This is a genomic window from Pantoea sp. X-Soil-TKNS-1280, assembly GCF_059730475.1.
The window spans coordinates 3979240-4001112 of the sequence record NZ_AP035962.1 but is presented as its reverse complement, the minus strand read 5'-3'; the positions used below and the strand labels follow the sequence as shown (position 1 = coordinate 4001112).

The 21873-nt window shown below is 54.7% G+C and carries 21 protein-coding genes; 14 read left to right on the top strand and 7 right to left on the bottom strand.

Features of this window, described 5'->3' with window-relative positions; genetic code table 11:
- Positions 1 to 97: 97 nt before the first annotated feature.
- The gene (gene yjbE / locus AC6I8X_RS18700; protein WP_299448200.1) at positions 98 to 343 is read right to left on the bottom strand and encodes an exopolysaccharide production protein YjbE; all 246 of its coding nucleotides are present in this window, start codon (positions 341 to 343) and stop codon (positions 98 to 100) included.
- Positions 344 to 855: 512 nt separating this feature from the next.
- On the opposite strand from yjbE, the gene ompR reads away from it, so the two are divergent.
- Together ompR and envZ are read left to right on the top strand one after the other, a co-directional pair.
- Complete coding sequence (gene ompR, locus AC6I8X_RS18695; RefSeq protein WP_001157751.1) at positions 856 to 1575, top strand: osmolarity response regulator transcription factor OmpR; 720 nt, start codon at positions 856 to 858, stop codon at positions 1573 to 1575.
- Positions 1572 to 2930: a two-component system sensor histidine kinase EnvZ gene (gene envZ, locus AC6I8X_RS18690; RefSeq protein WP_497840271.1), complete on the top strand. Its 1359-nt coding sequence runs from the start codon at positions 1572 to 1574 to the stop codon at positions 2928 to 2930. The genes ompR and envZ overlap by 4 nt, the downstream gene beginning before the upstream one ends.
- A 64-nt stretch (positions 2931 to 2994) precedes the next feature.
- On the opposite strand, the gene pckA is transcribed toward envZ, so the two are convergent.
- The 5 genes from pckA to AC6I8X_RS18665 all read right to left on the bottom strand — a co-directional run bounded on the left by pckA (position 2995) and on the right by AC6I8X_RS18665 (position 8999).
- Positions 2995 to 4614 (bottom strand): phosphoenolpyruvate carboxykinase (ATP), encoded by a 1620-nt coding sequence (pckA, locus tag AC6I8X_RS18685; RefSeq protein ID WP_313682931.1) that lies wholly within the window; start codon positions 4612 to 4614, stop codon positions 2995 to 2997.
- Positions 4615 to 4829: 215 nt separating this feature from the next.
- A complete protein-coding gene (gene hslO / locus AC6I8X_RS18680) occupies positions 4830 to 5696 on the bottom strand; it encodes an Hsp33 family molecular chaperone HslO (protein WP_313682933.1) in 867 nt (288 codons plus the stop codon).
- 25 nt (positions 5697 to 5721) lie between these two features.
- Positions 5722 to 6123, bottom strand: coding sequence for a ribosome-associated heat shock protein Hsp15 (gene hslR / locus AC6I8X_RS18675; RefSeq protein ID WP_299447648.1), 402 nt, complete (start codon positions 6121 to 6123; stop codon positions 5722 to 5724).
- Positions 6124 to 6136: 13 nt separating this feature from the next.
- Positions 6137 to 6805 (bottom strand): GMP/IMP nucleotidase, encoded by a 669-nt coding sequence (yrfG, locus tag AC6I8X_RS18670; protein ID WP_497840270.1) that lies wholly within the window; start codon positions 6803 to 6805, stop codon positions 6137 to 6139.
- Positions 6806 to 6857: 52 nt separating this feature from the next.
- On the bottom strand, positions 6858 to 8999 hold the full coding sequence (locus AC6I8X_RS18665) for an intracellular growth attenuator family protein (protein ID WP_497840269.1): 2142 nt from the start codon (positions 8997 to 8999) through the stop codon (positions 6858 to 6860).
- A gap of 405 nt (positions 9000 to 9404) precedes the next feature.
- On the opposite strand from AC6I8X_RS18665, the gene nudE reads away from it, so the two are divergent.
- Positions 9405 to 9971: an ADP compounds hydrolase NudE gene (gene nudE / locus AC6I8X_RS18660; protein ID WP_313682941.1), complete on the top strand. Its 567-nt coding sequence runs from the start codon at positions 9405 to 9407 to the stop codon at positions 9969 to 9971.
- A gap of 68 nt (positions 9972 to 10039) precedes the next feature.
- Here nudE and mrcA read toward each other — a convergent pair whose 3' ends face one another.
- The gene (mrcA, locus tag AC6I8X_RS18655) at positions 10040 to 12589 is read right to left on the bottom strand and encodes a peptidoglycan glycosyltransferase/peptidoglycan DD-transpeptidase MrcA (protein ID WP_299447634.1); all 2550 of its coding nucleotides are present in this window, start codon (positions 12587 to 12589) and stop codon (positions 10040 to 10042) included.
- Positions 12590 to 12811: 222 nt separating this feature from the next.
- Here mrcA and pilM point away from each other — a divergent pair, with 222 nt between their 5' ends.
- The 11 genes from pilM to AC6I8X_RS18600 all read left to right on the top strand — a co-directional run bounded on the left by pilM (position 12812) and on the right by AC6I8X_RS18600 (position 21862).
- Positions 12812 to 13606 carry a pilus assembly protein PilM gene (gene pilM / locus AC6I8X_RS18650; RefSeq protein ID WP_497840268.1) on the top strand — a complete coding sequence of 265 codons (795 nt, stop codon included), beginning with the start codon at positions 12812 to 12814 and terminating at the stop codon, positions 13604 to 13606.
- Complete coding sequence (locus AC6I8X_RS18645; protein WP_497840267.1) at positions 13606 to 14148, top strand: PilN domain-containing protein; 543 nt, start codon at positions 13606 to 13608, stop codon at positions 14146 to 14148. The genes pilM and AC6I8X_RS18645 overlap by 1 nt, the downstream gene beginning before the upstream one ends.
- The gene (locus AC6I8X_RS18640; protein WP_313682948.1) at positions 14141 to 14635 is read left to right on the top strand and encodes a HofO family protein; all 495 of its coding nucleotides are present in this window, start codon (positions 14141 to 14143) and stop codon (positions 14633 to 14635) included. The genes AC6I8X_RS18645 and AC6I8X_RS18640 overlap by 8 nt, the downstream gene beginning before the upstream one ends.
- Positions 14625 to 15011, top strand: coding sequence for a HofP DNA utilization family protein (locus tag AC6I8X_RS18635; RefSeq protein WP_313682950.1), 387 nt, complete (start codon positions 14625 to 14627; stop codon positions 15009 to 15011). The genes AC6I8X_RS18640 and AC6I8X_RS18635 overlap by 11 nt, the downstream gene beginning before the upstream one ends.
- Positions 14959 to 16215, top strand: a complete 1257-nt coding sequence (hofQ, locus tag AC6I8X_RS18630) for a DNA uptake porin HofQ (protein ID WP_313683002.1) — start codon at positions 14959 to 14961, stop codon at positions 16213 to 16215. Before AC6I8X_RS18635 ends, hofQ begins: the two co-directional genes overlap by 53 nt.
- A gap of 477 nt (positions 16216 to 16692) precedes the next feature.
- Positions 16693 to 17214 carry a shikimate kinase AroK gene (gene aroK / locus AC6I8X_RS18625; RefSeq protein WP_041525861.1) on the top strand — a complete coding sequence of 174 codons (522 nt, stop codon included), beginning with the start codon at positions 16693 to 16695 and terminating at the stop codon, positions 17212 to 17214.
- Between the two features lie 38 nt (positions 17215 to 17252).
- Positions 17253 to 18344 (top strand): 3-dehydroquinate synthase, encoded by a 1092-nt coding sequence (gene aroB, locus AC6I8X_RS18620; protein ID WP_497840266.1) that lies wholly within the window; start codon positions 17253 to 17255, stop codon positions 18342 to 18344.
- A 170-nt stretch (positions 18345 to 18514) separates the two neighbouring features.
- Positions 18515 to 19543: an SPOR domain-containing protein gene (locus AC6I8X_RS18615; protein WP_313682954.1), complete on the top strand. Its 1029-nt coding sequence runs from the start codon at positions 18515 to 18517 to the stop codon at positions 19541 to 19543.
- Between the two features lie 96 nt (positions 19544 to 19639).
- Positions 19640 to 20452, top strand: coding sequence for an adenine-specific DNA-methyltransferase (gene dam / locus AC6I8X_RS18610; RefSeq protein WP_313682956.1), 813 nt, complete (start codon positions 19640 to 19642; stop codon positions 20450 to 20452).
- A gap of 65 nt (positions 20453 to 20517) precedes the next feature.
- Positions 20518 to 21201, top strand: coding sequence for a ribulose-phosphate 3-epimerase (gene rpe / locus AC6I8X_RS18605; protein ID WP_084877443.1), 684 nt, complete (start codon positions 20518 to 20520; stop codon positions 21199 to 21201).
- Entirely contained in the window at positions 21185 to 21862 is a 678-nt protein-coding gene (locus AC6I8X_RS18600) for a phosphoglycolate phosphatase (RefSeq protein WP_497840265.1), read from the top strand. Before rpe ends, AC6I8X_RS18600 begins: the two co-directional genes overlap by 17 nt.
- Positions 21863 to 21873: the final 11 nt, after the last annotated feature.

The window sequence follows — 21873 nt, the reverse complement described above, 5'->3', positions numbered from 1 at the left end:
GCTTTTGTAAGAAAGCCGGGGGTAAAAATTATTCTCCGCTGGCGAAAGGGCTGGTAAAACACCTGAGGCGCCGCGTTCCTGCCGCGCCTGCAATCCGTTATTTAGCAGGATGGGTCATGGTAGTGGTTGAGGTGGATGTCGAGGTGCCGTTACCGTTACCTCCAGCGGTCGCTAACGCCACACCCAGCAATGCCGCTACGGTACCGATACCGACGGCTTCCGATGTGCCTTTCGCGTTTGCAGATGCCTGAGAACCCGCCGCCTCTCCGATGCCGGGGGCTGCATGGACCTGGGTACTGCTGGTCAGCACCAATACGCTCAGCAGAAATAAACTTTTTTTCATTTTCTTTCTCTCCACATGAACTCAATTTCAACAGGTACGGAAGCAGTGTCTGAGATCATGTCGGGAGAAGGAAGTGGATGTTAATGATTGATTTTTATTGCTTTATTTAACTCTGGCCTTAATTTCGTCAGAGCCAGAGATTCATCCGAGAGAAGAAGCGCAGCGTAATAAAAAAACACCACATTTTATGCTTCCGGCAGAGGTTCGATGGGATATTCTGAGAAGGAATGGTCAGAAAAATGGCAAACGATGCCTTCCGCGCCAGGACAGGGTCAGCAGAACCAGTGACAAAAAGAAAAGGGGGGGATTTTTCAGAGATCCCTCAAACATATTGATCGAACGAGCAAAAAGCGAGAAATGCGCCACAATTAAGCGGTGAAATTAAAGATAAGCTGCTGTTTAATATGCTTTGTAACAATTTCGGCTAGAATATAAACCATTAATGACTGTCACTGTAAGGCATCTTTTTTTAACAATATTGGCTCAGGCAATGGCGCCTTTGGGAGTTGAACATGCAAGAGAACTACAAAATTCTGGTCGTCGATGATGATATGCGTTTGCGCGCGTTGCTCGAACGCTATCTCACCGAACAGGGCTTTCAGGTGCGCAGCGTTGCCAACGCCGAGCAAATGGATCGTCTGTTAACCCGCGAATCTTTCCACCTGATGGTGCTTGACCTGATGTTGCCGGGCGAAGATGGTTTGTCGATTTGCCGCCGTCTGCGCAGCCAAAGCAATCCAATGCCAATCATTATGGTTACCGCCAAAGGCGAAGAAGTAGACCGTATTGTCGGGCTGGAAATTGGTGCCGACGACTATATTCCGAAGCCTTTCAACCCGCGTGAATTGCTGGCACGCATCCGTGCTGTGCTGCGCCGTCAGGCGAATGAGCTGCCGGGCGCACCTTCGCAGGAAGAGGCCGTTATTGCCTTTGGTAAATTCAAGCTGAACCTGGGTACGCGTGAGATGTTCCGTGAAGATGAGCCTATGCCGCTCACCAGCGGGGAATTTGCCGTACTGAAAGCGCTGGTCAGCCACCCGCGTGAACCGTTGTCGCGCGATAAGCTGATGAACCTGGCGCGTGGTCGTGAGTACAGTGCGATGGAACGTTCCATCGATGTGCAGATTTCCCGTCTGCGTCGTATGGTGGAAGAAGATCCAGCACATCCGCGCTACATTCAGACCGTGTGGGGTCTTGGTTACGTATTCGTTCCGGACGGCAGTAAAGCATGAGGCGATTGCGCTTCTCACCTCGCAGTTCGTTTGCCCGCACCCTGTTATTGATCGTTACCTTGCTGTTCGTCAGCCTGGTAACGACCTATCTGGTGGTGCTGAATTTCGCCATTCTTCCCAGCCTGCAGCAGTTCAACAAAGTCCTCGCTTATGAAGTCCGTATGCTGATGACCGACCGCCTGCAACTGGAGGATGGCACGCAGCTGGAAGTGCCTCCGGCCTTCCGACGTGAAATCTATCGTGAGCTGGGGATCTCGCTGTATACCAATGCTGCGGCGGAAGAGAGTGGGTTGCGCTGGGCGCAACACTACGAATTCCTGAGCGAGCAGATGGCGCAGCAGCTTGGTGGGCCAACCGATGTGCGGGTAGAAGTGAATAAAAACTCTCCCGTGGTGTGGCTGAAAACCTGGTTGTCACCCGATATCTGGGTGCGTGTGCCGCTGACCGAAATCCATCAGGGGGATTTCTCGCCGCTGTTCCGCTACACGCTGGCGATTATGCTGCTGGCGATAGGCGGTGCCTGGCTGTTTATCCGTATCCAGAACCGACCTTTGGTTGATCTTGAACATGCCGCCTTGCAGGTGGGGAAAGGCATTATTCCGCCGCCGCTGCGTGAATATGGCGCATCGGAAGTGCGTTCGGTGACGCGCGCCTTTAACCAGATGGCGGCTGGCGTGAAGCAACTGGCAGATGACCGTACCCTGCTGATGGCGGGTGTCAGCCATGATCTGCGCACCCCGCTGACGCGTATTCGCCTTGCTACCGAAATGATGAGCGAGGAGGACGGCTATCTGGCTGAGTCGATTAACAAAGATATCGAAGAGTGCAACGCAATTATCGAGCAGTTCATCGACTATCTGCGTACCGGCCAGGAGATGCAGACTGAGCGTGCCGATCTGAATAGTGTGCTGGGTGAAGTCGTCGCAGCCGAGAGTGGTTATGAGCGCGAGATTGAGAATGCGGTGATGCCGGAGGAGTTGATGCTGGATATCAACCCACTGTCGATTAAGCGTGCCGTGGCAAATCTGGTGGTCAATGCCGCGCGTTATGGCAACGGCTGGATCAAGGTCAGCAGTGGGCAGGAGCTGAATCGCGCCTGGTTCCAGGTGGAGGATGATGGTCCGGGGATTAAACCGGAACAGCTACAGCATCTGTTCCAGCCTTTTGTGCGCGGCGATAGTGCGCGTAGTACCAGTGGTACCGGGCTGGGTCTGGCGATTGTGCAGCGTATTATCGATGCGCATGAAGGGTCGCTGGAAATTGGCGTCAGTGAACACGGTGGCCTGCGTATTCGCGCCTGGTTGCCGGTGCCGGAGACCGGCACCGCGCTGGTCAACAGCAACCATAGCGCCTGACAGGCAAAGCAAAAACCTGTTGTAGCGGCGCAATAAATCGCGCCGCTACGAGTCAGGGCCGTTGTTAGATTTGCGGTCCGGCGTTCACCAACGCGGCTCCGGCGGCGTTATCGGTGTATTTCTCAAAGTTATTGATAAAACGCTGTGCCAGGTCCTGTGCGGCTTCCTGCCATGCCGCAGGGCTGGACCAGCTGGCGCGTGGATCGAGCATTGCCTCACTCACCTGTGCCAGCCGTGTGGGGATTTGCAGGTTAAATACCGGCAGCGTTTGCGTCTCAACATCATCCAGTTCACCCGCCAGAATGGCGTTGATAATCGCGCGGGTGTCTTTCAGCGAAATACGTTTTCCGCTACCGTTCCAGCCAGTATTCACCAGGTAAGCCTGCGCGCCTGCCGCTTCCATGCGTTTAACCAGCACATCCGCATACTGCGTTGGATGCAGGGTCAGAAACGCGGCACCAAAACAGGCTGAGAAAGTGGGCGTTGGCTGAGTCACGCCGCGTTCCGTACCGGCCAGTTTGGCGGTAAAGCCAGACAGGAAATGATATTGCGTCTGTTCTGGTGTTAAGCGGGCCACCGGTGGCAGCACGCCGAAGGCATCGGCAGTGAGGAAAATAACGCGCTGCGCGTGACCCGCTTTGGACACCGGCCGCACGATGTTTTCGATGTGCTCAATCGGGTAGGAAACACGGGTGTTTTCGGTTTTGCTGCCATCGGCATAATCGACGCTACCATCAGCATTAACCACCACGTTCTCCAGCAGTGCATTGCGGCGAATCGCGTTATAGATTTCCGGTTCAGCCTGCGCCGAGAGATTAATGGTTTTGGCATAGCAGCCACCTTCAAAATTGAAGACCCCATCATCGTCCCAGCCGTGCTCATCATCACCAATCAACTGACGATCGGGATCGGTGGACAGCGTAGTCTTGCCGGTGCCGGAGAGACCGAAGAACACCGCGACATCACCTGCTTTACCGACGTTGGCCGAGCAGTGCATCGACGCGATACCCTGCAGCGGCAGCAGATAATTCATGATAGCGAACAGGCCCTTCTTCATCTCGCCGCCGTACCAGGTGCCGCCAATCAGTTGCATGCGTTCTGTCAGGTTAAAAGCAACGAAGTTCTCTGAATGCAATCCCTGCGCCTGCCAGTTGGGATTGGTACAACGCGCTGCGTTCATCACCACGAAATCCGGGGTGAACTGCGCCAGTTCTTCATCACTCGGACGGATGAACATGTTTGTGACGAAGTGTGCCTGCCAGGCTACTTCCATCACGAAGCGCACGCTGAGGCGTGTATCCGGGTTGGCACCGCAGAACGCATCCACCACAAACAGGCGTTTACCGGATAACTGCTGGGTAACACACTGCTTCAGCGCCTGCCAGGTTTCGGCTGTCAGGGGCTGGTTATCATTCTTGCCTTCCCCTACGTCATTCCACCACAGGGTGTTGCGTGTGGTGTCATCGCGCACGATGTATTTATCTTTTGGTGAGCGGCCGGTGAAAATGCCGGTATCAACAGCGATAGCCCCGCTTTGTGTCAGGATGCCGCGCGCATAGCCTTCCAGCTCAGGGCGGGTTTCTTCCTGAAACAGGGTGTCAAAGTCCGGGTTGTACACCACTTCCGTGGTGTCGTTGATGCCTAAAGTGGCGAGATCTTGCGATGTCAGGCCGTTAACGCGCATGTGAATGCTCCTTTAATCGGTGTCTGTTTTTATTATTAATTATGAGGGGGATGATCGCGCGCAGTGTACTCCACCGGGCAGGAGGGAAAAGGTTTGTTAGTCAGAAATGCGACTCAACGCGCATTGGCAGGTAAATCAATTAGTTATAAAACTAATGTCAGAGAAAAGAAGGTAATTTAAGTAAGGATTAAGGGCGGCAGTAGCCGCCCAGACAATCAGTGCAGCTGATCGCTGCTACCGGTTGGTGTATTACGAATCGCCGCAATATCGACGGCATCGTAAACATAATGCGCGCCGCAATAATCGCAGTGCATGTCGATTTCACCATCCTCTTCGAGGATCTCATCAACTTCTTCCACCGGCAGCGTTTTCAGCACTTCGCCACAGCGTTCGCGCGAACAGGTACATTTGAAGCTTACCGGCGTGGGATCGTACACCGTGGCTTCTTCCTGATGATACAAACGCCACAAGACATCGGTGGCTGGCAGCTCGATCAACTCTTCAGCTTTGACGGTTTCAGTCAGTGTCGCCAGATGATTGAAATCGTCGAGGTTTGGCTCCTGAGCAGGCAGCACCTGCAACAGAATCCCGGCAGCACCCTTTTCATTGGTGCGAATGAACAGGCGGGTTGGCAACTGCTCAGAACGCATAAAGTAATCTTCCAGGCATCCTGCCAGCGTGTCTGCTTCCAGACCGACTACACCCTGATAGCGCTCGCCCTTTTCCGGGGAAATGGTGATGACCAGATAACCGTTCCCGACCATCTGCTTCAGGCTGCTGTCTGGCGCGATCTCTTCTTTTACTCGCGCGACACCACGCAGCTCCTGACGGTTATTCCCGTTGATCACCGCCAGCGACAGCGGGCCATCGCCCTGCAACTGCACGGTGATGTCACCATCAAACTTCAGCGTGGCGGTCAGCAGGCTGGTGGCAACCAGTAACTCGCCCAGCAGGTTTTTTACCGGCTCAGCATAGTCGTGGTTTTCCACGATCTCGCTCCAGGTTTTTGAAACATTCACCAGCTCGCCGCGCACGGCCGCATTTTCAAACAGGTAACGGTGCAGTTGATCTTGAACAGACATAGATTTTCTCTCGTTGGGGCGCGAGTTATTCCTCGCCCGACAATTTAAATTTCATCAGATCGCGGCGCTCCTTCTTATCAGGGCGGCGATCGGGGTGCGGCATACTCAGGGCGTTCATTTTGCGCGCCAGAGCCAGCTTTTCCCGTTTCTCAATACTGGCGGCGGTTTCTGCGTACAGCGCCTGGGCCTCAGTGGCCGGGCGGCGTTGATCGCTGATGGCAGTGATGATCACGGTGCGTTCATCATTGCCCTGACGCAGCGTCAGCTCTGCTTCCAGTTCCACCAGCTTGCTCGGCTTACTGCGCTGGCCGTTGTAATGCACCTTGCCGCCTTCAATCATTTCGCGCGCGATGGCTCGGGTTTTATAAAAGCGCGCCGCCCACAGCCATTTGTCGAGGCGTACGCCTTCGCTGTCTTTCTCTTTCATTGCGGCTCCTGATTTAACGAAGCGAAGCAAGCAACTCACGATAATCCCTCACTGCCTGATGGCGACTGAAGGATTGATCCGGGCGACCGGAATCCGGATTGCTTACGCCTAAGCACCAGCGGATACCCCAGCGCGTCGCGGCATCAAGAATCGGTTCACTGTCGTCAATGAACAGTGTGCGCGCATTGTTGAAACCGGTTTGCTGCTGTACCGCCTGCCAGAGACGCTGGTCTTCTTTCGGATACCCAAAGGTATGGGTAGAAAGTAATAAATCAAGGTGGGCAGACAATCCGGTCTGCGCCAGTTTGACGTCCAGATTGTATGGATGGGCATTGGTCAGCAAAATCGTGCGTTTACCTGCCGCCCGCAGCGCCTGCAAAAAAGGTTGCGTATCCTCACGCAGGGCAGCGCGTTCACGCTGAGCGAAGGTCATGGCACGAATATCTAACGCCAGCTCTTGCGACCAGTAATCCAGACAGTACCAGTTTAGCGTATGCGCCACGGCATGATACTTTTCCCGAATCAATTGATGGGCTTCGTTCAGCGTGATGGCTCGCTCACGACTCAGGGTTTCTGGTACATGTTCCAGCCAGAAATGGCGATCAAAGGCGAGATCGAGCAGGGTGCCGTCCATGTCCAGCAGCACGGTGTCGATTCCGGTCCAGTTAAGCGTAGCCTGCATGTTAATTCCCGCCCTGAAAACAGGGCGACAGGGTAGCACAGAAGGGAAAGGCTCAGAACAGTGAGCGCACGCTCTGCATAGTGCTGAGATTGTGATTAAAACATTTGTCGTAATACTGCTGTATCTCGGCCATACGGCGGCGGTTGCGATGCACGCGGCGTAACGCCAGCAGGCCGTTAATCAATGCGCAGGCAATCAACACCACCATCAGTAACGCGGTGCCGAGATAGCGCCACTGCGCCATGGCATCGGGTTCATTATGTAGCGCGATGTGGCGGGTGCCGTTGGCATCAGTGGTAATGCTGGTAATGATACCGCTGGCGGAGAAGGGCGTGTGCAGCAGCATTGCGGACATGCGTTGCAGTTCGCGCCACTGCGATGGTGCATCAAGGTCAAACAGCGGCACGGCCGGTTGCGGTTGGTTCACCAGCTGACGACCTTCATCGCTGATAATCAGAAAACCACCCGGCGGCGGGCTGTTGAGATTTTCCGCTGCCCGGCGGGTTTCGCGTGAGAAGAAGGTAGAGGTCGCGGTATTGACCAGATTTTCCAGCGCCTCGGCGCTCACCGGTCGCAGCAGCACGTTCATACCGTTCAGACGCCCGGAATCCGCGCGATGGATCAACGTATCCCAGTCTTTGGCATTGCCGAGGTTAACCAGCGCGTTTTTCAGTCGCACACAGTCCTGTTGCTGGCTACACAAATCCTGAGTTTTCAGCACCAAATCGGAGAAGTCATCCAGTAAAATCATGCCCGACTTCTGAATCGCAGACGCGAGTTGCGGGTTGAGTTTAGGGTCGGTGTTGGTTTCAGGGTGCAGCTGGCGCGTAGTGGTATCGAGCAGCGCGGCGGCTTTATCGATAATATCGGATTGTGGCTGCGGCAGCGGCGTGGCGTTATTCCAGTAGATGGCCGAGCAATCGAACGGCATAAAAGTGTAGCTGCGATTGCTCTGGTAGTTACCGGGCACGGAACACATGCCGGTACCGCTGACCTTCAGGCTATCACCAATATGCAACGGCATCGCATTCAGCTTATCAACGTTATTCACTTCCAGGCTTTCGGTGCCTTTCACCCAGGCGAGACTGAGCTTGATGGGCATGCTGAGCGGAATCCAGCTGACCAGCATGATCAGCACCAGCAGCGAACCGCAGGCCAGCACCAGATTTTTGCGCCAGCGCTGTACCGGGAAGTTACGTACTTCATCCTGCAATGACAGGAAACGCCCCTGGCGTACCACCTGGCGATTCAGGTAAATCTCGACATCGGTCACCTGGCCCAGATCGTGTGCCACGTAGGGCTGCCAGTGGGACGGATAGACTAAATCGATAATACCGAGGGAGATGTTGCTTTGTTCCTGATTTGACTCACCAAACAGCCCCCAGCGTTTTGGTGCGCCGCGCAGGCAATGCACGTCACGTAAATCTTTTTCACCCGGGCAGCGGTAGAGAAACCACAGACTGACGGCGATCATCGCGCCACCCAGCAGGGCGATCCATACCATCATGCTGCCAGGCAGTACCAGACTCAGGAAGAACAACAGGAAAGCAAAACAGATAGTGGCTGCTTCGCGGGTACCATCGGTGCGGGACAGCGCATATTCTTCTGGCGTTTCTTTACGCACCTGCAACAGCTCGACATTTTCACTCTCCTCCTTGCGGATTGAGGCATTGGTCGACATCGAGCGTACCAGTGGCGGCAGCGCGGGCTGTTCAACGGCGTAGTCCACCAGTGAATGACCATTCAGCGAGATCACCAGCGGCAGGGTTTGGGTGCGAATCAGTTCAACGTAATTTTCATCGGCGATGTACTGTTCCCACAGTGGCGGCAGATGCACTTCGACCGCATCCAGATAGTAACGCCATTTCTGCGGCGCATCGGTCGATAAACCATAACGGGTGATAGCACGGGTGACAGGATAGACATTGTTGCTTTGCGCCGTCAGCGTTAATCCTTCAGGTTCCCGCTGTTTCTTGCTGGCGCGCATGTCTTGCTGTTGATGCTGTTTCGCCAGCGAGGCAATGTACTTTTCAACAGCAGCGCGTTCTTCGTCAGTGAGTTTACGGCAGGGCGGATTAATGAACGGCAGAGGTTTCGCCAACGGCGGACGATGCCGCATAGCGTACCAATAACCTATGCCTGCCAGCATTGAGCAAGCCATCACGATGGCCAGAATAATGATAATTGTGCTCATGCTATGCTCAGTTCAGCCAAAAAACTGCCTTCACGTTAACGATCTGCTCCCGGTGAATGATCAATACAGGTCAATTTTGGCGAGCTGATGTCATTCTGACAAGTGAAATGTCAGATAAAATAACGCGCAAAATCATTAAATTAGAAATTATTAGATTATTCCTTATCGGAATATTATCGGGACCCCACTCAATTAAAAATCGGTATTTTCTGAATTTACCTTCTCCCGGTTGACTTATTGTGAGAGTTTTAAAGCTGAAATAACAATATGTTGTTAGTACCGGTTAGTAAATATATGACATCTTAGTTTACCTGCGCTGTTTGTCGCACATTTATTCGGGCTTCGGTATGCTGTGCCGATGCTGGCATTATCGCATCACAAGGTCGTGCAAAGTTTGAGGTTGATATGAAAACTCCACAGAAAAAACCTGACATCCTCAACGTGGCAGCGGTGGCCCGCTCCCGATTGTTTACCATCGAAGCAGTCGATCTCGCTTTCAGTAATGGCGCCCGGCGGGTTTACGAGCGCATGAAACCTTCCGATCGGGAAGCGGTGATGATTGTCCCCATCCTCGGTGACGATGTGCTTCTGATTCAGGAATATGCCGTCGGGCTGGAAAGTTACGAGCTGGGTTTCCCAAAAGGACTCATCGATCCGGGTGAAAGTGCGTTTGAAGCGGCAGATCGTGAGCTAAAAGAAGAGGTCGGTTTTGGTGCGACTAAACTGGAAACGTTGGGCAAACTCACCATGGCTCCCTCTTATTTCTCCAGCAAGATGAACATTGTGGTGGCGGAAGGGCTGTATGAGGAAAAGCTGGAGGGGGATGAACCAGAACCACTGATTGTCCGCCGCTGGCCCCTCAATAACCTGCTGGCTTTGCTGGAAGAACCTGATTTCCGTGAGGCCCGCAACGTGAGTGCATTGTTTTTGGTGCGCGAATGGCTGGTGAAACAGGGGCGGCTGAGTTACTGAGGCATCACGCATCAGGTTCTTGCGGATGAGCATCATAAAAAAGCCGGCATATTTGCCGGCTTTTTTTATCAGAACAATTCGTGGCTTTGCCCGTTGTCCATAATGGTGGTACCGACATCATGGACCGAATATTCGGTCGGCTGCGTACCGTTGATAAAGAACTCCTGACGCGTATTACCGCCGCCATTCGCCAGCTTGCCGGTGCCGCGATCGATGGTTACCGTTACCACGCCATCTGGCGGTGTTAACGGTTGAACCGGAACGCCATCCAGTGCGGATTTCATATAATCATCCCACGCCGGTTGTGCACTCTTCGCACCACCTTCATAGCCAGAGATTTGATCCGGAATGGCACCCGAAACTGTGGTGCGGCCCAACGCACGAGAATCATCGAAGCCGATCCATACCGACGTCACGACGCCAGGACCGTAACCGGAGAACCAGGCATCTTTCGAGCTGTTGGTGGTACCGGTTTTACCGCCGATATCGTTACGTTTCAGGTCACGACCCGCGCGCCAGCCGGTACCCATCCAACCCGGTTCGCCGAAGACGTTACTGTTCAGCGCGCTTTTAATCAGGAACGACAGCGGCGTATTGATCACATGCGGAGCATACTGCTGGTCGCCCGCCGGTTGCGGCTGAGCTGGCACCTGTTCCAGTTCCGGCTGTGGAACCGTCTGGTTCTGCGCCTGGCTGGAGACAGCGACGTTTTCGACGCTCTCCTCATTCAACGCAACGGATTTTTGCGTATCACCATAAATTACCGGCAAATTGCACTGCGGGCAGGCGATTTTCGGTTTGGCTTCAAATACTGTGGCACCCTGTTCGTTCTCAATCTTCGTAATGAAATACGGATCGATCAGGAAGCCTCCGTTCGCCATCACCGAGTAACCGCGTACCACCTGCATCGGGGTGAATGAAGCGGCACCCAACGCCAGCGATTCGGTATGAATGATGTTCTGTGCCGGGAAGCCGAAACGTTGCAGATACTGCGCTGCATAATCGACACCCATGGCACGCATCGCACGTACCATGACGACGTTTTTCGACTGACCTAAGCCCTGACGCAAACGAATAGGGCCGTCATAGGTCGGCGGGGAGTTTTTCGGTCGCCAGTCGGCTCCCGCACCCGCATCCCAACGTGAAATCGGCACGTCGTTCAGAATGGAAGCCAGCGTCAGCCCACGGTCCATTGCGGCGGTGTACAGGAATGGCTTGATATTGGAGCCAACCTGACGCAACGCCTGGGTCGCGCGATTGAACATGCTCTGATTGAAGTCAAAACCACCGACCAGCGCGCGTACCGCACCATCTTCAGGATTGAGCGATACCAGAGCCGAGTTCACCAGCGGAACCTGGCCCAGCCACCAATCATTATCAACCTTACGTACCCAAATCTGCTGGCCTGCCTGTAACACCTGAGACACGCTACGCGGCGTAGGACCTTGCAGAGTGTCGGATTTGTAGGCTCTGGCCCAGCGAACACCGGCCATTGCCAGTGACACGCTGCTGCCATCTTTCAGCATGGCTGTCGCACCGTCGTTACTGACACTGGTGACCACGGCCGGATTAAGCGGGCCATAGAGGGGCAGGTCTTTCAGCGCGTTCTGGATGCGGGTTTGATCCCAGCTGGTTTCACCTGCTTTCCACAACACGTTCGTCGGACCACGATAGCCATGACGCATATCATAGGCGATCACGTTGTTGCGCACAGCCTGCTGTGCCGCTTCCTGCAAACGACGCGTCACGGTGGTGTAAACCTTGTAACCATCCTCGTAGGCACTGTCACCGTAGCGCTTCACCATCTCCTGGCGCACCATCTCGCTCAGATAAGGGGCGGAGAAGGCGATTTCCGGGCCATGATAACTGGCTACCAGCGGCGTGTTGCGTGCATCATCGTACTGCTGCTGGGTGATGTAATTCTGATCCAGCATGCGGGACAGCACGACATTACGGCGAGCCAGTGCGCGCTGATGCGAATAGAGCGGGTTGAAGGTTGACGGTGCTTTTGGCAGGCCGGCAATCATCGCCATTTCACTCAGCGATAGCTGATCGACTGATTTACCAAAATAGACCTGCGCAGCAGCACCCACACCATAGGCGCGGTAACCGAGGTAAATCTTATTGAGGTACAGCTCAAGAATTTCATCTTTGGTCAGCAACTGTTCGATGCGGATCGCCAGGAACGCTTCCTTAATCTTACGCATCAGGGTGCGTTCCGGGCTGAGGAAGAAGTTACGCGCGAGCTGCTGGGTAATGGTACTGGCACCCTGCGAAGCATGGCCGGAAACCAGCGCAATGCTGGCAGCACGGAAAATACCAACCGGATCAACACCATGATGCTCGTAGAAACGGCTATCTTCGGTGGCAATAAACGCTTTGATCAGCTCAGGCGGCATTTGTTGCAGGGTAAGCGGCACACGGCGTTTTTCGCCGTACTGGGCGATAAGCTCGCCATCCGCGCTATAAACCTGCATCGGGGTTTGCAGGCGCACATCTTTTAATGTGTTTACGTCGGGCAACTGCGGCTCTATGTACTTGTACAAACCATAAATCGAGCCGGCTCCCAGCAAGATGCAACACACTGCAAGGATCAATAAATACTTTACGAACTTCACCTGAGATTTCCCATCTGTTGTCGTTTGGGCAGTTTATAAACAATCGCGCGGTAGTATAAAGGCAAGCCTGACGCTTTGATATACCCGGCATACTTCAAGTTGCCGGAGCGTTCGCTATCTGTATTCTCTCGGGCCAGTAACCTGAGGGTTTATGCACCGGCTGCCATCCTGCAACGCAGGATATTCAGGATTTTTACCTCTAAGGATAAGGAGAATACGCGCATGGTTTTTCAGCGCTGGCAAATTGGGTTGGATATTCAAAATGGACAGTTTTGTGCGGTGGCGATCCAGCGGCGGCGTCACGGCTGGCAACTCAGGCACTGGCAGCAGCAGGCACTGCCGCAGGATACGTTAAGAAACGGTGTCCTGCACTCCTCACCGGCACTGCTGACGGTGTTACAGCAGTGGCGACGCCAGCTACCCGGGCGCTTTTCATTGCGTGTTGGCCTGCCGCCGCAACTGGTGTTGCAACGTGCGTTACCTCTGCCGGACACCACGCTGCGCGAACCTGCGCTGAACCGCTATGTGCAGGCGTCTGCGCAAAGGTTATTTCCGGTGGAGCCTGCCTCGCTGGCGCTGGATTATCGCGCATCTTCCTTATCACACTTGTGTATCACGGCGGCACGGCGCGAAGTGATTGCACAATGGCTCACCCCCTTACAACAAGCTGGTTTACAGCCCGATGTGTTTGAGTTGAGCAGCCTGGCGCTGGCGCAGGTTGCTCAGCGCCTGCGGCTCAACCCTCAACAATTGCTGATTCATCCGTTAAGCGATCACTGGCTTTGGTATCTGGCCGGTTCAGAGGTTGTTTCTGGATCAGGTACCGGGCCACTGTCGCTGACGCATTTACAGGAGACGTTTCCCCAGGCAGAGGCGATGCTGTGCACGGCACCTGCCGACGGGTTTACCGCCATCAAACCCTTTTCGCTGTTGCGCTATTTACAGCTACCACAACCGGAAAACGAGGGCGTTTTTGCGCTGGCTCTCGGGCTGGCGTTGCGCCCGGAGGATACCTGATGTTGACGGTAAACCTGCTCCCCTGGCGCGTCCAGCAGTGGCAACGTCAGCGTCAGCGGAGCCTGATGATACTGGTGAGCGCCCCGGGTATTGCTCTGCTGGTGGTGCTATCAGGCGGCTGGCAGGGGTATCACGCAGCGCAGCAACAGCGTGCTGAGCAACATGCGATCTCTCAAAGGATTAGCGCGCTGGAACAACATATTCATACCCGTCAGGCATTAGTGCATCAGCGCGATTTCCTGGTGCAGGCGCAACACAGGCAACAGACCCGACAGTTGCAGCACCAGGCCTGGCAGCAATTCTGGCAGCGATTACCGCAACTGATGCCGGAAACGTTGTGGCTCAGCCGCATTGAACGCAGGCAGGGGCAATTATTACTGGAAGGGCTGGCCTCCGGGATGACTGCGGTGAGTGATTTTCGCTCTCAATTGGCAACCTTGCCGCTATTTGCGGTGATTCGTCAGGGAAATGTGCAACGCCAGTCCGATGGACACTATCGTTTCACCCTGCGTGCCCAGGTCCAGGAGGTGAGCGGTGAATGAATGGCTGCAACGCTGGCGACAACTGACGCTCACATGGCGAGCGGCCTGGCTGCTGGTGCTGTCACTGCCGATATTGGTGGCGGGTTGGTTGGTCATGCTGTTGCCCCAGCAACAGGCGCGGGCTGAGCGGGAACGTCAGCTGATACAGCAGACCCAATTGGAACAACAGCGTCAGCAGCAGCTGGCTTTGTGGCCCACAGCTGATGCACTGATTGCTGAAATCAGCAGGTTACAGCAACCCCTCGTGATGGGTGACTCCCCAAAGCTGCTGGAGTCCATCCTGGCTGCGCGGGGCGCTCAACTGGACACATGGCAGCCGGAAAGCCAGCCACAGCAGGTGGTGTTAAGACTGAACTGGCAGCAGTTCACTCCGCTGTTTGCTGAGCTGGCGCACACGACATTGCCTGTTCCCGAACGCTTTCAGTTGCAGTCGGAACAAGGGGGCTTGATGGCAGAGTTCTGGCTGGAGAAAAGTGATGCGCAGTAGCGTTGTCCTGCTGTTGATACTGTACAGCGCCCTCGCGCTGGCCCGTGACCCTTTCCAGCCGGTTGCGCCTGCCATTTGTCATAACGTTGTTACCTCTGTTGAAGGATGGCGGTTGCAGGGCATCGTCGGCACTCCCCAGCGTTATGTTGCCTGGCTGCGCTCACCACAGGGCAAAAGTATCAGACTGACTGAGCAGATGCTTTTACCTTTTTCGAGCTGGCGCGTGCAGCAGGTAACGTCACGAACGTTGCGCCTGCATGCGGACCAGAGCTGCTCAGCGCAGCAGATCACCCTACAAATAAAAGGAGGTTTTTATGCCACGGATGAAGGTATGGATACTGTTGCTGCTATGGCTGACCGCGCCACTGCACGCTAATGATCAGCGGCTGAGTCTGGTGTTTGACGATGCGCCGGTTGAGCGTATTTTGCAGGCGCTGGCGGATTATCAGCAAACTAACCTGTTGATCGCGCCTGGCGTTGAAGGGCGGCTCTCGCTGCGGCTGGAAGATGTTGACTGGCAGCGGGCGCTGTCGCTGGTATCCCGGCTGGCTCGGCTGAGTGTGGTGCACGAAGAGGGAGTATTGCTGGTTTATCCGGAAAGCTGGCAGCAATGGCAGACGCAAAAAGCCCAGGCGGAACGCGAAGAACAGCAGCAGCAAATTGCGCTGGCACAGCAAACCGTGACCTTTCATTACGCCAACGCTGGCGATGTCTGGCGCAGTTTGCAGGCGGAGCGCTCGCTACTGACACCGCGCGGCAGCGCCACAGTGGATAGTCGTACCAACAGCCTGTTGCTACGGGATACGCCGCAGGCATTAAAGGAGGCGACTCGCTGGCTCAGCGCGCTGGATTTGCCGCTGGAGCAGGTCGAGCTGTCGGCTCATATCGTGACCATCAGCGAGGAGCATTTGCGCGAATTGGGGGTTAATTGGGGGATGTCGCCTGCAGAAGACGTGATGCAGGCCCTGCGCAATCCACAACTGGAGATTCCGCTGGCGGTGAGCAATCCTGCCTTTCGCATGGGTGTGACGCTCGGGCAGGTAGGGGGAGAATTACTCAACCTTGAGCTAAGCGCACTGGAACAGGAAAGCCAGATTGAAATCATCGCCAGTCCACGGCTTTTTACTTCGCATCAGCAAACCGCCACCATTAAACAGGGGACGGAAATCCCCTACGAGGTGAAATCCGGTAACAGCGGCGCGACGGCGATTGAATTTAAAGAAGCGGTGCTGGGGATGGAAGTGACGCCGGTAGTACTGGGAAACGGACGCATTCAGTTAAAACTGCGACTGAGCCAGAACATGCCGGGTCGCACCATCAACACCGGGGATCATCAGGCGTTAAGTATCGATAAGCAGGAAATCGACACGCAGGTAACGCTGCGAGATGGTGAAACTTTAGCGCTGGGCGGCATTTTCCAGCAGCAGCGTTCTCAGGGGGAGCATCGGGTACCCTGGCTGGGGGAATTACCGCTGTTGGGAAATCTGTTTCGCCATCAAACGGATGAGCATAAAAAAAAGGAGCTGGTGATTTTCATCACACCCAGACTGGTCAGGGAAGCAGCGCTTACGTCCGGATAATGAGGAAAATTCGCTCAATGATGCCAACTGCGTTGACGCAGGACAGGAATTAGCTTACAAGGTTTAGCGATTTTTAAACGGTGTAACGGAACGCGACAAAAAACCTCCCGGTGGGCGACAGTCACAAGCGATACTGGCGTCAGAAGAATGTACACCCCAAATAATGTGTGTTGCAGGAAGGCAACAAGGGAGCGAATCCCCCGGAGCAGTAGGTGATTGGGGATAACTGATCGCAACCAGTATACCTGTAACCTGAAGTATTAAAGGGGTAGCGGAGGTGCGTTACCGTCTCGCGAACCACAGACCGGTCCTGTTAAGAGGTCGCCGGGGGCAATTTATTCGGTTGCCAAACGGCCATGAGTGTTGAGATAATTTTTCGTCTGACTCTTGCTAACGCTCATGAGGTCTCAGTTCCTGTCCCGCCAGCAAAAGCTGAACGCGGGGTATCATCAACGAATTCTTAGTAATACCGACAAAATGGCAGAGAAACGCAATATCTTTCTGGTTGGGCCGATGGGTGCCGGCAAAAGCACTATTGGTCGTCAGTTAGCTCAGCAACTCAATATGGAATTTTTCGATTCCGATCAGGAAATTGAGCGACGTACCGGAGCGGATGTAGGCTGGGTGTTTGACGTTGAAGGCGAAGCGGGTTTCCGCGATCGTGAAGAGAAAATTATCAACGAGCTAACCGAAAAGCAGGGCATCGTGCTGGCGACCGGTGGCGGTTCCGTCAAATCCCGGGAAACCCGTAATCGTCTCTCCGCCCGCGGTGTGGTCGTCTATCTCGAAACCACCATCGAAAAGCAACTTGCCCGCACCCAGCGTGATAAAAAGCGCCCGCTGCTGCAGGTTGACTCTCCGCCGCGCGAAGTGCTGGAAGCGCTGGCTGGCGAACGTAATCCGCTTTATGAAGAGATCGCTGATGTCACTATCCGCACTGACGATCAGAGCGCAAAAGTAGTGGCTAATCAGATCATCAACATGCTGGAAAAAAGTTGATCCAGCGCCTGAGGGCTAAGTAATAGGTATCGGTCATCATGGAGAAGATCACTGTCTCACTGGGGGATCGCAGTTACCCCATCACCATAGCTGCCGGGCTGTTTAACGATCCGGCTTCTTTTTGGCCGCTGAAAGCAGGTGACAATGCCATGCTGGTGACCAACCAGACATTGGCACCGATGTACCTGCAAAAACTGTCGGCACTGTTGAGTGCGGCCGGGGTGAAAGTGGATCAGGTGATCCTGCCCGATGGTGAACAGTACAAAACGCTGGCCGTGATGGATGATGTGTTTACGGCATTGCTGCAAAAACCGCATGGTCGCGATACCACGCTGATTGCCCTTGGTGGCGGCGTGATTGGTGATCTGACCGGGTTTGCTGCGGCCAGCTATCAGCGTGGCGTGCGCTTTATTCAGGTGCCGACGACGCTGCTTTCTCAGGTTGACTCCTCCGTTGGTGGCAAAACCGCCGTTAACCACCCCCTCGGCAAAAACATGATTGGCGCGTTTTATCAGCCAGCGTCTGTGGTGGTGGATACCGATTGCCTGGCAACCCTGCCGCCGCGTGAGCTGGCGTCGGGTCTGGCTGAAGTTATCAAATACGGCATCATTCTGGATGGTGATTTTTTCCAGTGGCTGGAGCAAAATCTTGATGCTCTGCTGGCCCTGGATGAAAAAGCCATGGCGTACTGTATTCGCCGTTGCTGCGAGTTGAAAGCCGAAGTGGTCGCTGCCGATGAACGTGAAACCGGTCAGCGTGCGCTGCTCAATCTCGGCCATACTTTTGGTCATGCCATTGAAGCCCATATGGGCTACGGCAACTGGCTGCATGGTGAAGCGGTCGCGGCTGGCATGGTGATGGCCGCACGTACGGCTGAGCGCCTTGGTCAGTTCAGCCCGGTCGATACCGATCGCATTATTGCGCTGTTGCTGCGTGCCGGTTTGCCGGTGCATGGCCCGGCCAGTATGGCTGCCGAAGAGTATCTGCCGCATATGATGCGCGATAAAAAAGTTCTGGCGGGTGAATTGCGTCTGGTGCTGCCTCTCGCTATTGGTCGCTCTGAAGTGCGTGCTGGCGTGGCACATGATATGGTGCTGGCTGCAATTAACGATTGTCAGAAGTCATTATAATACCCTGAATAATTCGAGTCGCAGGAACGCGGCTGGCGGGCGCATCCCAGGGAGTGGTTATTGATCGTCCCAGATCGCTGCCAACGCAGCTGCGACGCAAAATATGACGGGTAAAAAAGAGAGTGGTGATGCGGTGCGTCGGATGCGTGCCGTTTTACGGAGGAGGCTAAATGGATGAGTTTAAACCGGAAGACGAGTTAAAACCTGATGCCAGTGACCGCCGTCCCACGCGGCCCCGCAAATCGTCGTCTGCACCGAAAGTAAAAGTGCCGGTTTCCCGTCAGCATATGATGATGGGTATCGGGATTTTGGTTCTGTTGCTGTTGGTGCTGGGTATCGGCTCTGCACTGAATGGCGGCGATGAAAGCAAGAAGCCAGCGAGTACGGCAGGTAATACCGGCAATAACAGTGCTGCTCCTGCGACTGGCGGTTCGGAAAAGAATATTGATCTCTCCGGCTCGACCTCCATGAGCGGCCAGCAGAACGCCGCACCGTCAACCGCAGGTGGTGCGACGCCAGATACCAGTAATCCGCAGGCGGACGCGAACGGTTCTCAATCCATTTCGATGCCTTCCGTATCATCGACTCCTACTCAGGCTGCACCGGTTGAAACACCTCCGAACCAGCAGCGTGTCACCTTGCCGGGCGATCTCAACAGCGCGCTGAATAATCAGCAGGGGCAGGTTGATAACGCCGCACAGGGTGCACAGGTTAACAGTTCACTGCCGACAGCTCCCGCGACCGTAAGCGGCAGCGGTAAAGCCATCACTCCGCCGATTGCACGCGAAGAGAAACCACGTGCCAGCAGCCAGCGTGAAACGCACCCGAGTACGCATAAAGCGCCAGCGGCCAGCAAGCCAGCGGTCAGAGAGAGCAAACCACAGTCGACAGTGGCCCACAGCGCCGCACCCGTCAGCAGTGGTGGTGCCAGCAAATCTCTGCCTTCAGGCAACTATACGCTGCAACTGAGTGGGGCATCGAAGGCCGAGAGCCTGAATGCCTGGGCGAAGAAACAGAATCTCAGTGGCTACCATGTGTATAAAACCAGCCGTAATGGTCAGCCATGGTATGTGCTGGTGAGTGGTTCTTATGCCACACCGGCTGATGCCAAACGCGCGGTCTCTTCGCTGCCAGCTGAAGTCCGGGCGCAGAATCCCTGGGTGAAACCCCTGAGCCAGGTTAAAAAAGAGAGCGAATAATCATTGTGGGGCCGCATTCACGTGGCCCCGTTTTAAGCGCAGATCTGCTGTCGGTTCCGCCACAGCCAATAATTAAGATGTAATAACCACGACAGCATGAAAAAAAATCGCGCTTTCCTGAAATGGGCTGGAGGGAAATACCCGCTCCTTGACGATATTCGTCGTCATTTGCCACCAGGCGACTGCTTGATCGAGCCTTTTGTCGGCGCGGGTTCTGTGTTTCTTAACACGGACTACGAGCGCTATCATCTGGCCGATATCAACAGTGACCTGATTAATCTGTACAACATTGTCAAAACGCGCACTGCGGAATTTATTGACGATGCCCGTAAGCTATTCACGCCGGAAACCAACTCTGCGGAGTTTTACTACGCGCAGCGCATCGCTTTCAATGCCAGCCGGGATATCTATCAGCGGGCGGTGTTATTTCTGTATCTCAACCGTCATGGTTACAACGGCCTGTGCCGCTACAATCTGCGGGGCGAGTTCAATGTGCCGTTTGGTCGATATCGCAAACCTTATTTTCCGGAAGCGGAACTGTTGTGGTTTGCTGAGCGGTCGCAAAAAGCCACCTTTGTCTGCGAATCGTACGATGTTACTCTGAACCGCGCTCATAAAGGCTCGGTGGTGTATTGCGATCCGCCATATGCCCCTCTGACAGCGACGGCGAATTTTACCGCCTACCACACCAACAGTTTCAGCCTGTACGAGCAGCAGCATCTGGCGGAACTGGCGGCAATGCTGGCGGAAGAGAGCAGGATCCCGGTATTGATTTCCAACCACGATACCAAGCTGACGCGTGAGTGGTACCGGAATGCGGTATTACACGTTGTCAAAGCCCGGCGTTCCATCAGCCGAAGCATAAGTGGTCGCACGCACGTAGACGAACTGCTGGCGCTTTTCCGCTAGCCTGTTTCGTCCGCGACCAACGCATTACGCCAGTGCACGCTGGCGCACAAAATTGGGAGAATCGGATGAAACAATTTTTACTGGCCCCTTCAATCCTCTCTGCTGACTTTGCCCGTCTGGGTGAGGATACCGCCAGGGCGCTGGCTGCAGGTGGTGACGTGGTGCATTTCGATGTGATGGATAACCACTATGTTCCCAATCTGACCATGGGGCCGATGGTGCTGAAAGCGCTGCGCGATTACGGCATCACTGCTCCCATTGACGTTCATCTGATGGTGAAACCGGTTGATGAACTCATCCCGGCATTTGCCAAAGCCGGTGCCAGCTACATCACCTTCCATCCTGAAGCCAGCCAGCATGTCGATCGTACACTGCAACTGATCAAAGAACACGGTTGTAAAGCGGGCCTGGTGTTCAACCCGGCGACACCGCTCAGCTATCTTGATTACGTCATGGATAAACTGGACATCATCCTGCTGATGTCGGTGAATCCTGGCTTTGGCGGTCAATCCTTTATTCCCGGTACGCTGGATAAACTGCGCCAGGCGCGTCGCCTTATCGACCAGAGCGGCTACGATATCCGTCTGGAAGTGGATGGTGGCGTGAAAATTGACAACATCGCTCAGATCGCTGCCGCCGGTGCCGACATGTTTGTCGCCGGTTCTGCCATTTTTGGCCACCCCGATTACAAAAAAGTGATCGATGATATGCGCAGCGAACTGGAGAAAGTTAATGGCTCATTTCACTGATATTCGCGCGCTGGCGTTTGATCTTGATGGCACGCTGGTGGACAGCGCGCCAGGTCTGGCACAAGCCATCGATCATGCTTTGGCCGATCTGCAATTGCCACCCGCTGGCGTGGCGCGCGCCTCGACCTGGATTGGCAACGGTGCGGATGTGATGATGACCCGAGCATTAACCTGGGCACTGGGCCGTGAACCACAAGAGAATGAACAGCGTGATGCGCGTACGCTGTTTGATAAGTATTACGCGGAGACGGTGGAAGCGGGCAGTACGCTGTTTCCCCAGGTGAAAGCCACGCTGGCAAAACTGGCTGATAAAGGGTTGCCGTTGGCGATTGTCACCAATAAACCCACGCCGTTTGTTGCGCCTTTACTGGCCTCGCTGGGGATTGCCGAATACTTTTCACTGATCATCGGCGGTGACGATGTGGTGGTGAAAAAGCCGCATCCCGCCGCGATCTTCCTCGTTCTGGGACGATTTGGCGTGCTACCGCAGCAATTACTGTTTGTTGGCGATTCACGCAATGATATCCTCGCTGCCCAGGCGGCAGGCGTACCGAACATCGGCATGACCTTTGGCTACAACTATGGCGAACCTATTGCCAGCAGCCAACCCGATTTAACTCTCGACTCTTTTGATGAACTTTTGCCCGCTCTCGGGCTGTGAATATCAGGACA

What these genes read in the sequence shown, in the direction of transcription:
- pilM (WP_497840268.1), top strand. Translation starts at nt 12,812, where the DNA reads ATGGTTTTTCAGCGCTGGCAAATTGGGTTGGATATTCAAAATGGACAG.
- yrfG (WP_497840270.1), bottom strand. Translation starts at nt 6,805, where the DNA reads ATGCAGGCTACGCTTAACTGGACCGGAATCGACACCGTGCTGCTGGAC.
- hslO (WP_313682933.1), bottom strand. Translation starts at nt 5,696, where the DNA reads ATGTCTGTTCAAGATCAACTGCACCGTTACCTGTTTGAAAATGCGGCC.
- yjbE (WP_299448200.1), bottom strand. Translation starts at nt 343, where the DNA reads ATGAAAAAAAGTTTATTTCTGCTGAGCGTATTGGTGCTGACCAGCAGT.
- pckA (WP_313682931.1), bottom strand. Translation starts at nt 4,614, where the DNA reads ATGCGCGTTAACGGCCTGACATCGCAAGATCTCGCCACTTTAGGCATC.
- aroB (WP_497840266.1), top strand. Translation starts at nt 17,253, where the DNA reads ATGGAGAAGATCACTGTCTCACTGGGGGATCGCAGTTACCCCATCACC.
- AC6I8X_RS18645 (WP_497840267.1), top strand. Translation starts at nt 13,606, where the DNA reads ATGTTGACGGTAAACCTGCTCCCCTGGCGCGTCCAGCAGTGGCAACGT.
- AC6I8X_RS18600 (WP_497840265.1), top strand. Translation starts at nt 21,185, where the DNA reads ATGGCTCATTTCACTGATATTCGCGCGCTGGCGTTTGATCTTGATGGC.
- nudE (WP_313682941.1), top strand. Translation starts at nt 9,405, where the DNA reads ATGAAAACTCCACAGAAAAAACCTGACATCCTCAACGTGGCAGCGGTG.
- aroK (WP_041525861.1), top strand. Translation starts at nt 16,693, where the DNA reads ATGGCAGAGAAACGCAATATCTTTCTGGTTGGGCCGATGGGTGCCGGC.
- AC6I8X_RS18665 (WP_497840269.1), bottom strand. Translation starts at nt 8,999, where the DNA reads ATGAGCACAATTATCATTATTCTGGCCATCGTGATGGCTTGCTCAATG.
- envZ (WP_497840271.1), top strand. Translation starts at nt 1,572, where the DNA reads ATGAGGCGATTGCGCTTCTCACCTCGCAGTTCGTTTGCCCGCACCCTG.
- ompR (WP_001157751.1), top strand. Translation starts at nt 856, where the DNA reads ATGCAAGAGAACTACAAAATTCTGGTCGTCGATGATGATATGCGTTTG.
- hofQ (WP_313683002.1), top strand. Translation starts at nt 14,959, where the DNA reads ATGAAGGTATGGATACTGTTGCTGCTATGGCTGACCGCGCCACTGCAC.
- hslR (WP_299447648.1), bottom strand. Translation starts at nt 6,123, where the DNA reads ATGAAAGAGAAAGACAGCGAAGGCGTACGCCTCGACAAATGGCTGTGG.
- rpe (WP_084877443.1), top strand. Translation starts at nt 20,518, where the DNA reads ATGAAACAATTTTTACTGGCCCCTTCAATCCTCTCTGCTGACTTTGCC.
- AC6I8X_RS18635 (WP_313682950.1), top strand. Translation starts at nt 14,625, where the DNA reads ATGCGCAGTAGCGTTGTCCTGCTGTTGATACTGTACAGCGCCCTCGCG.
- dam (WP_313682956.1), top strand. Translation starts at nt 19,640, where the DNA reads ATGAAAAAAAATCGCGCTTTCCTGAAATGGGCTGGAGGGAAATACCCG.
- AC6I8X_RS18615 (WP_313682954.1), top strand. Translation starts at nt 18,515, where the DNA reads ATGGATGAGTTTAAACCGGAAGACGAGTTAAAACCTGATGCCAGTGAC.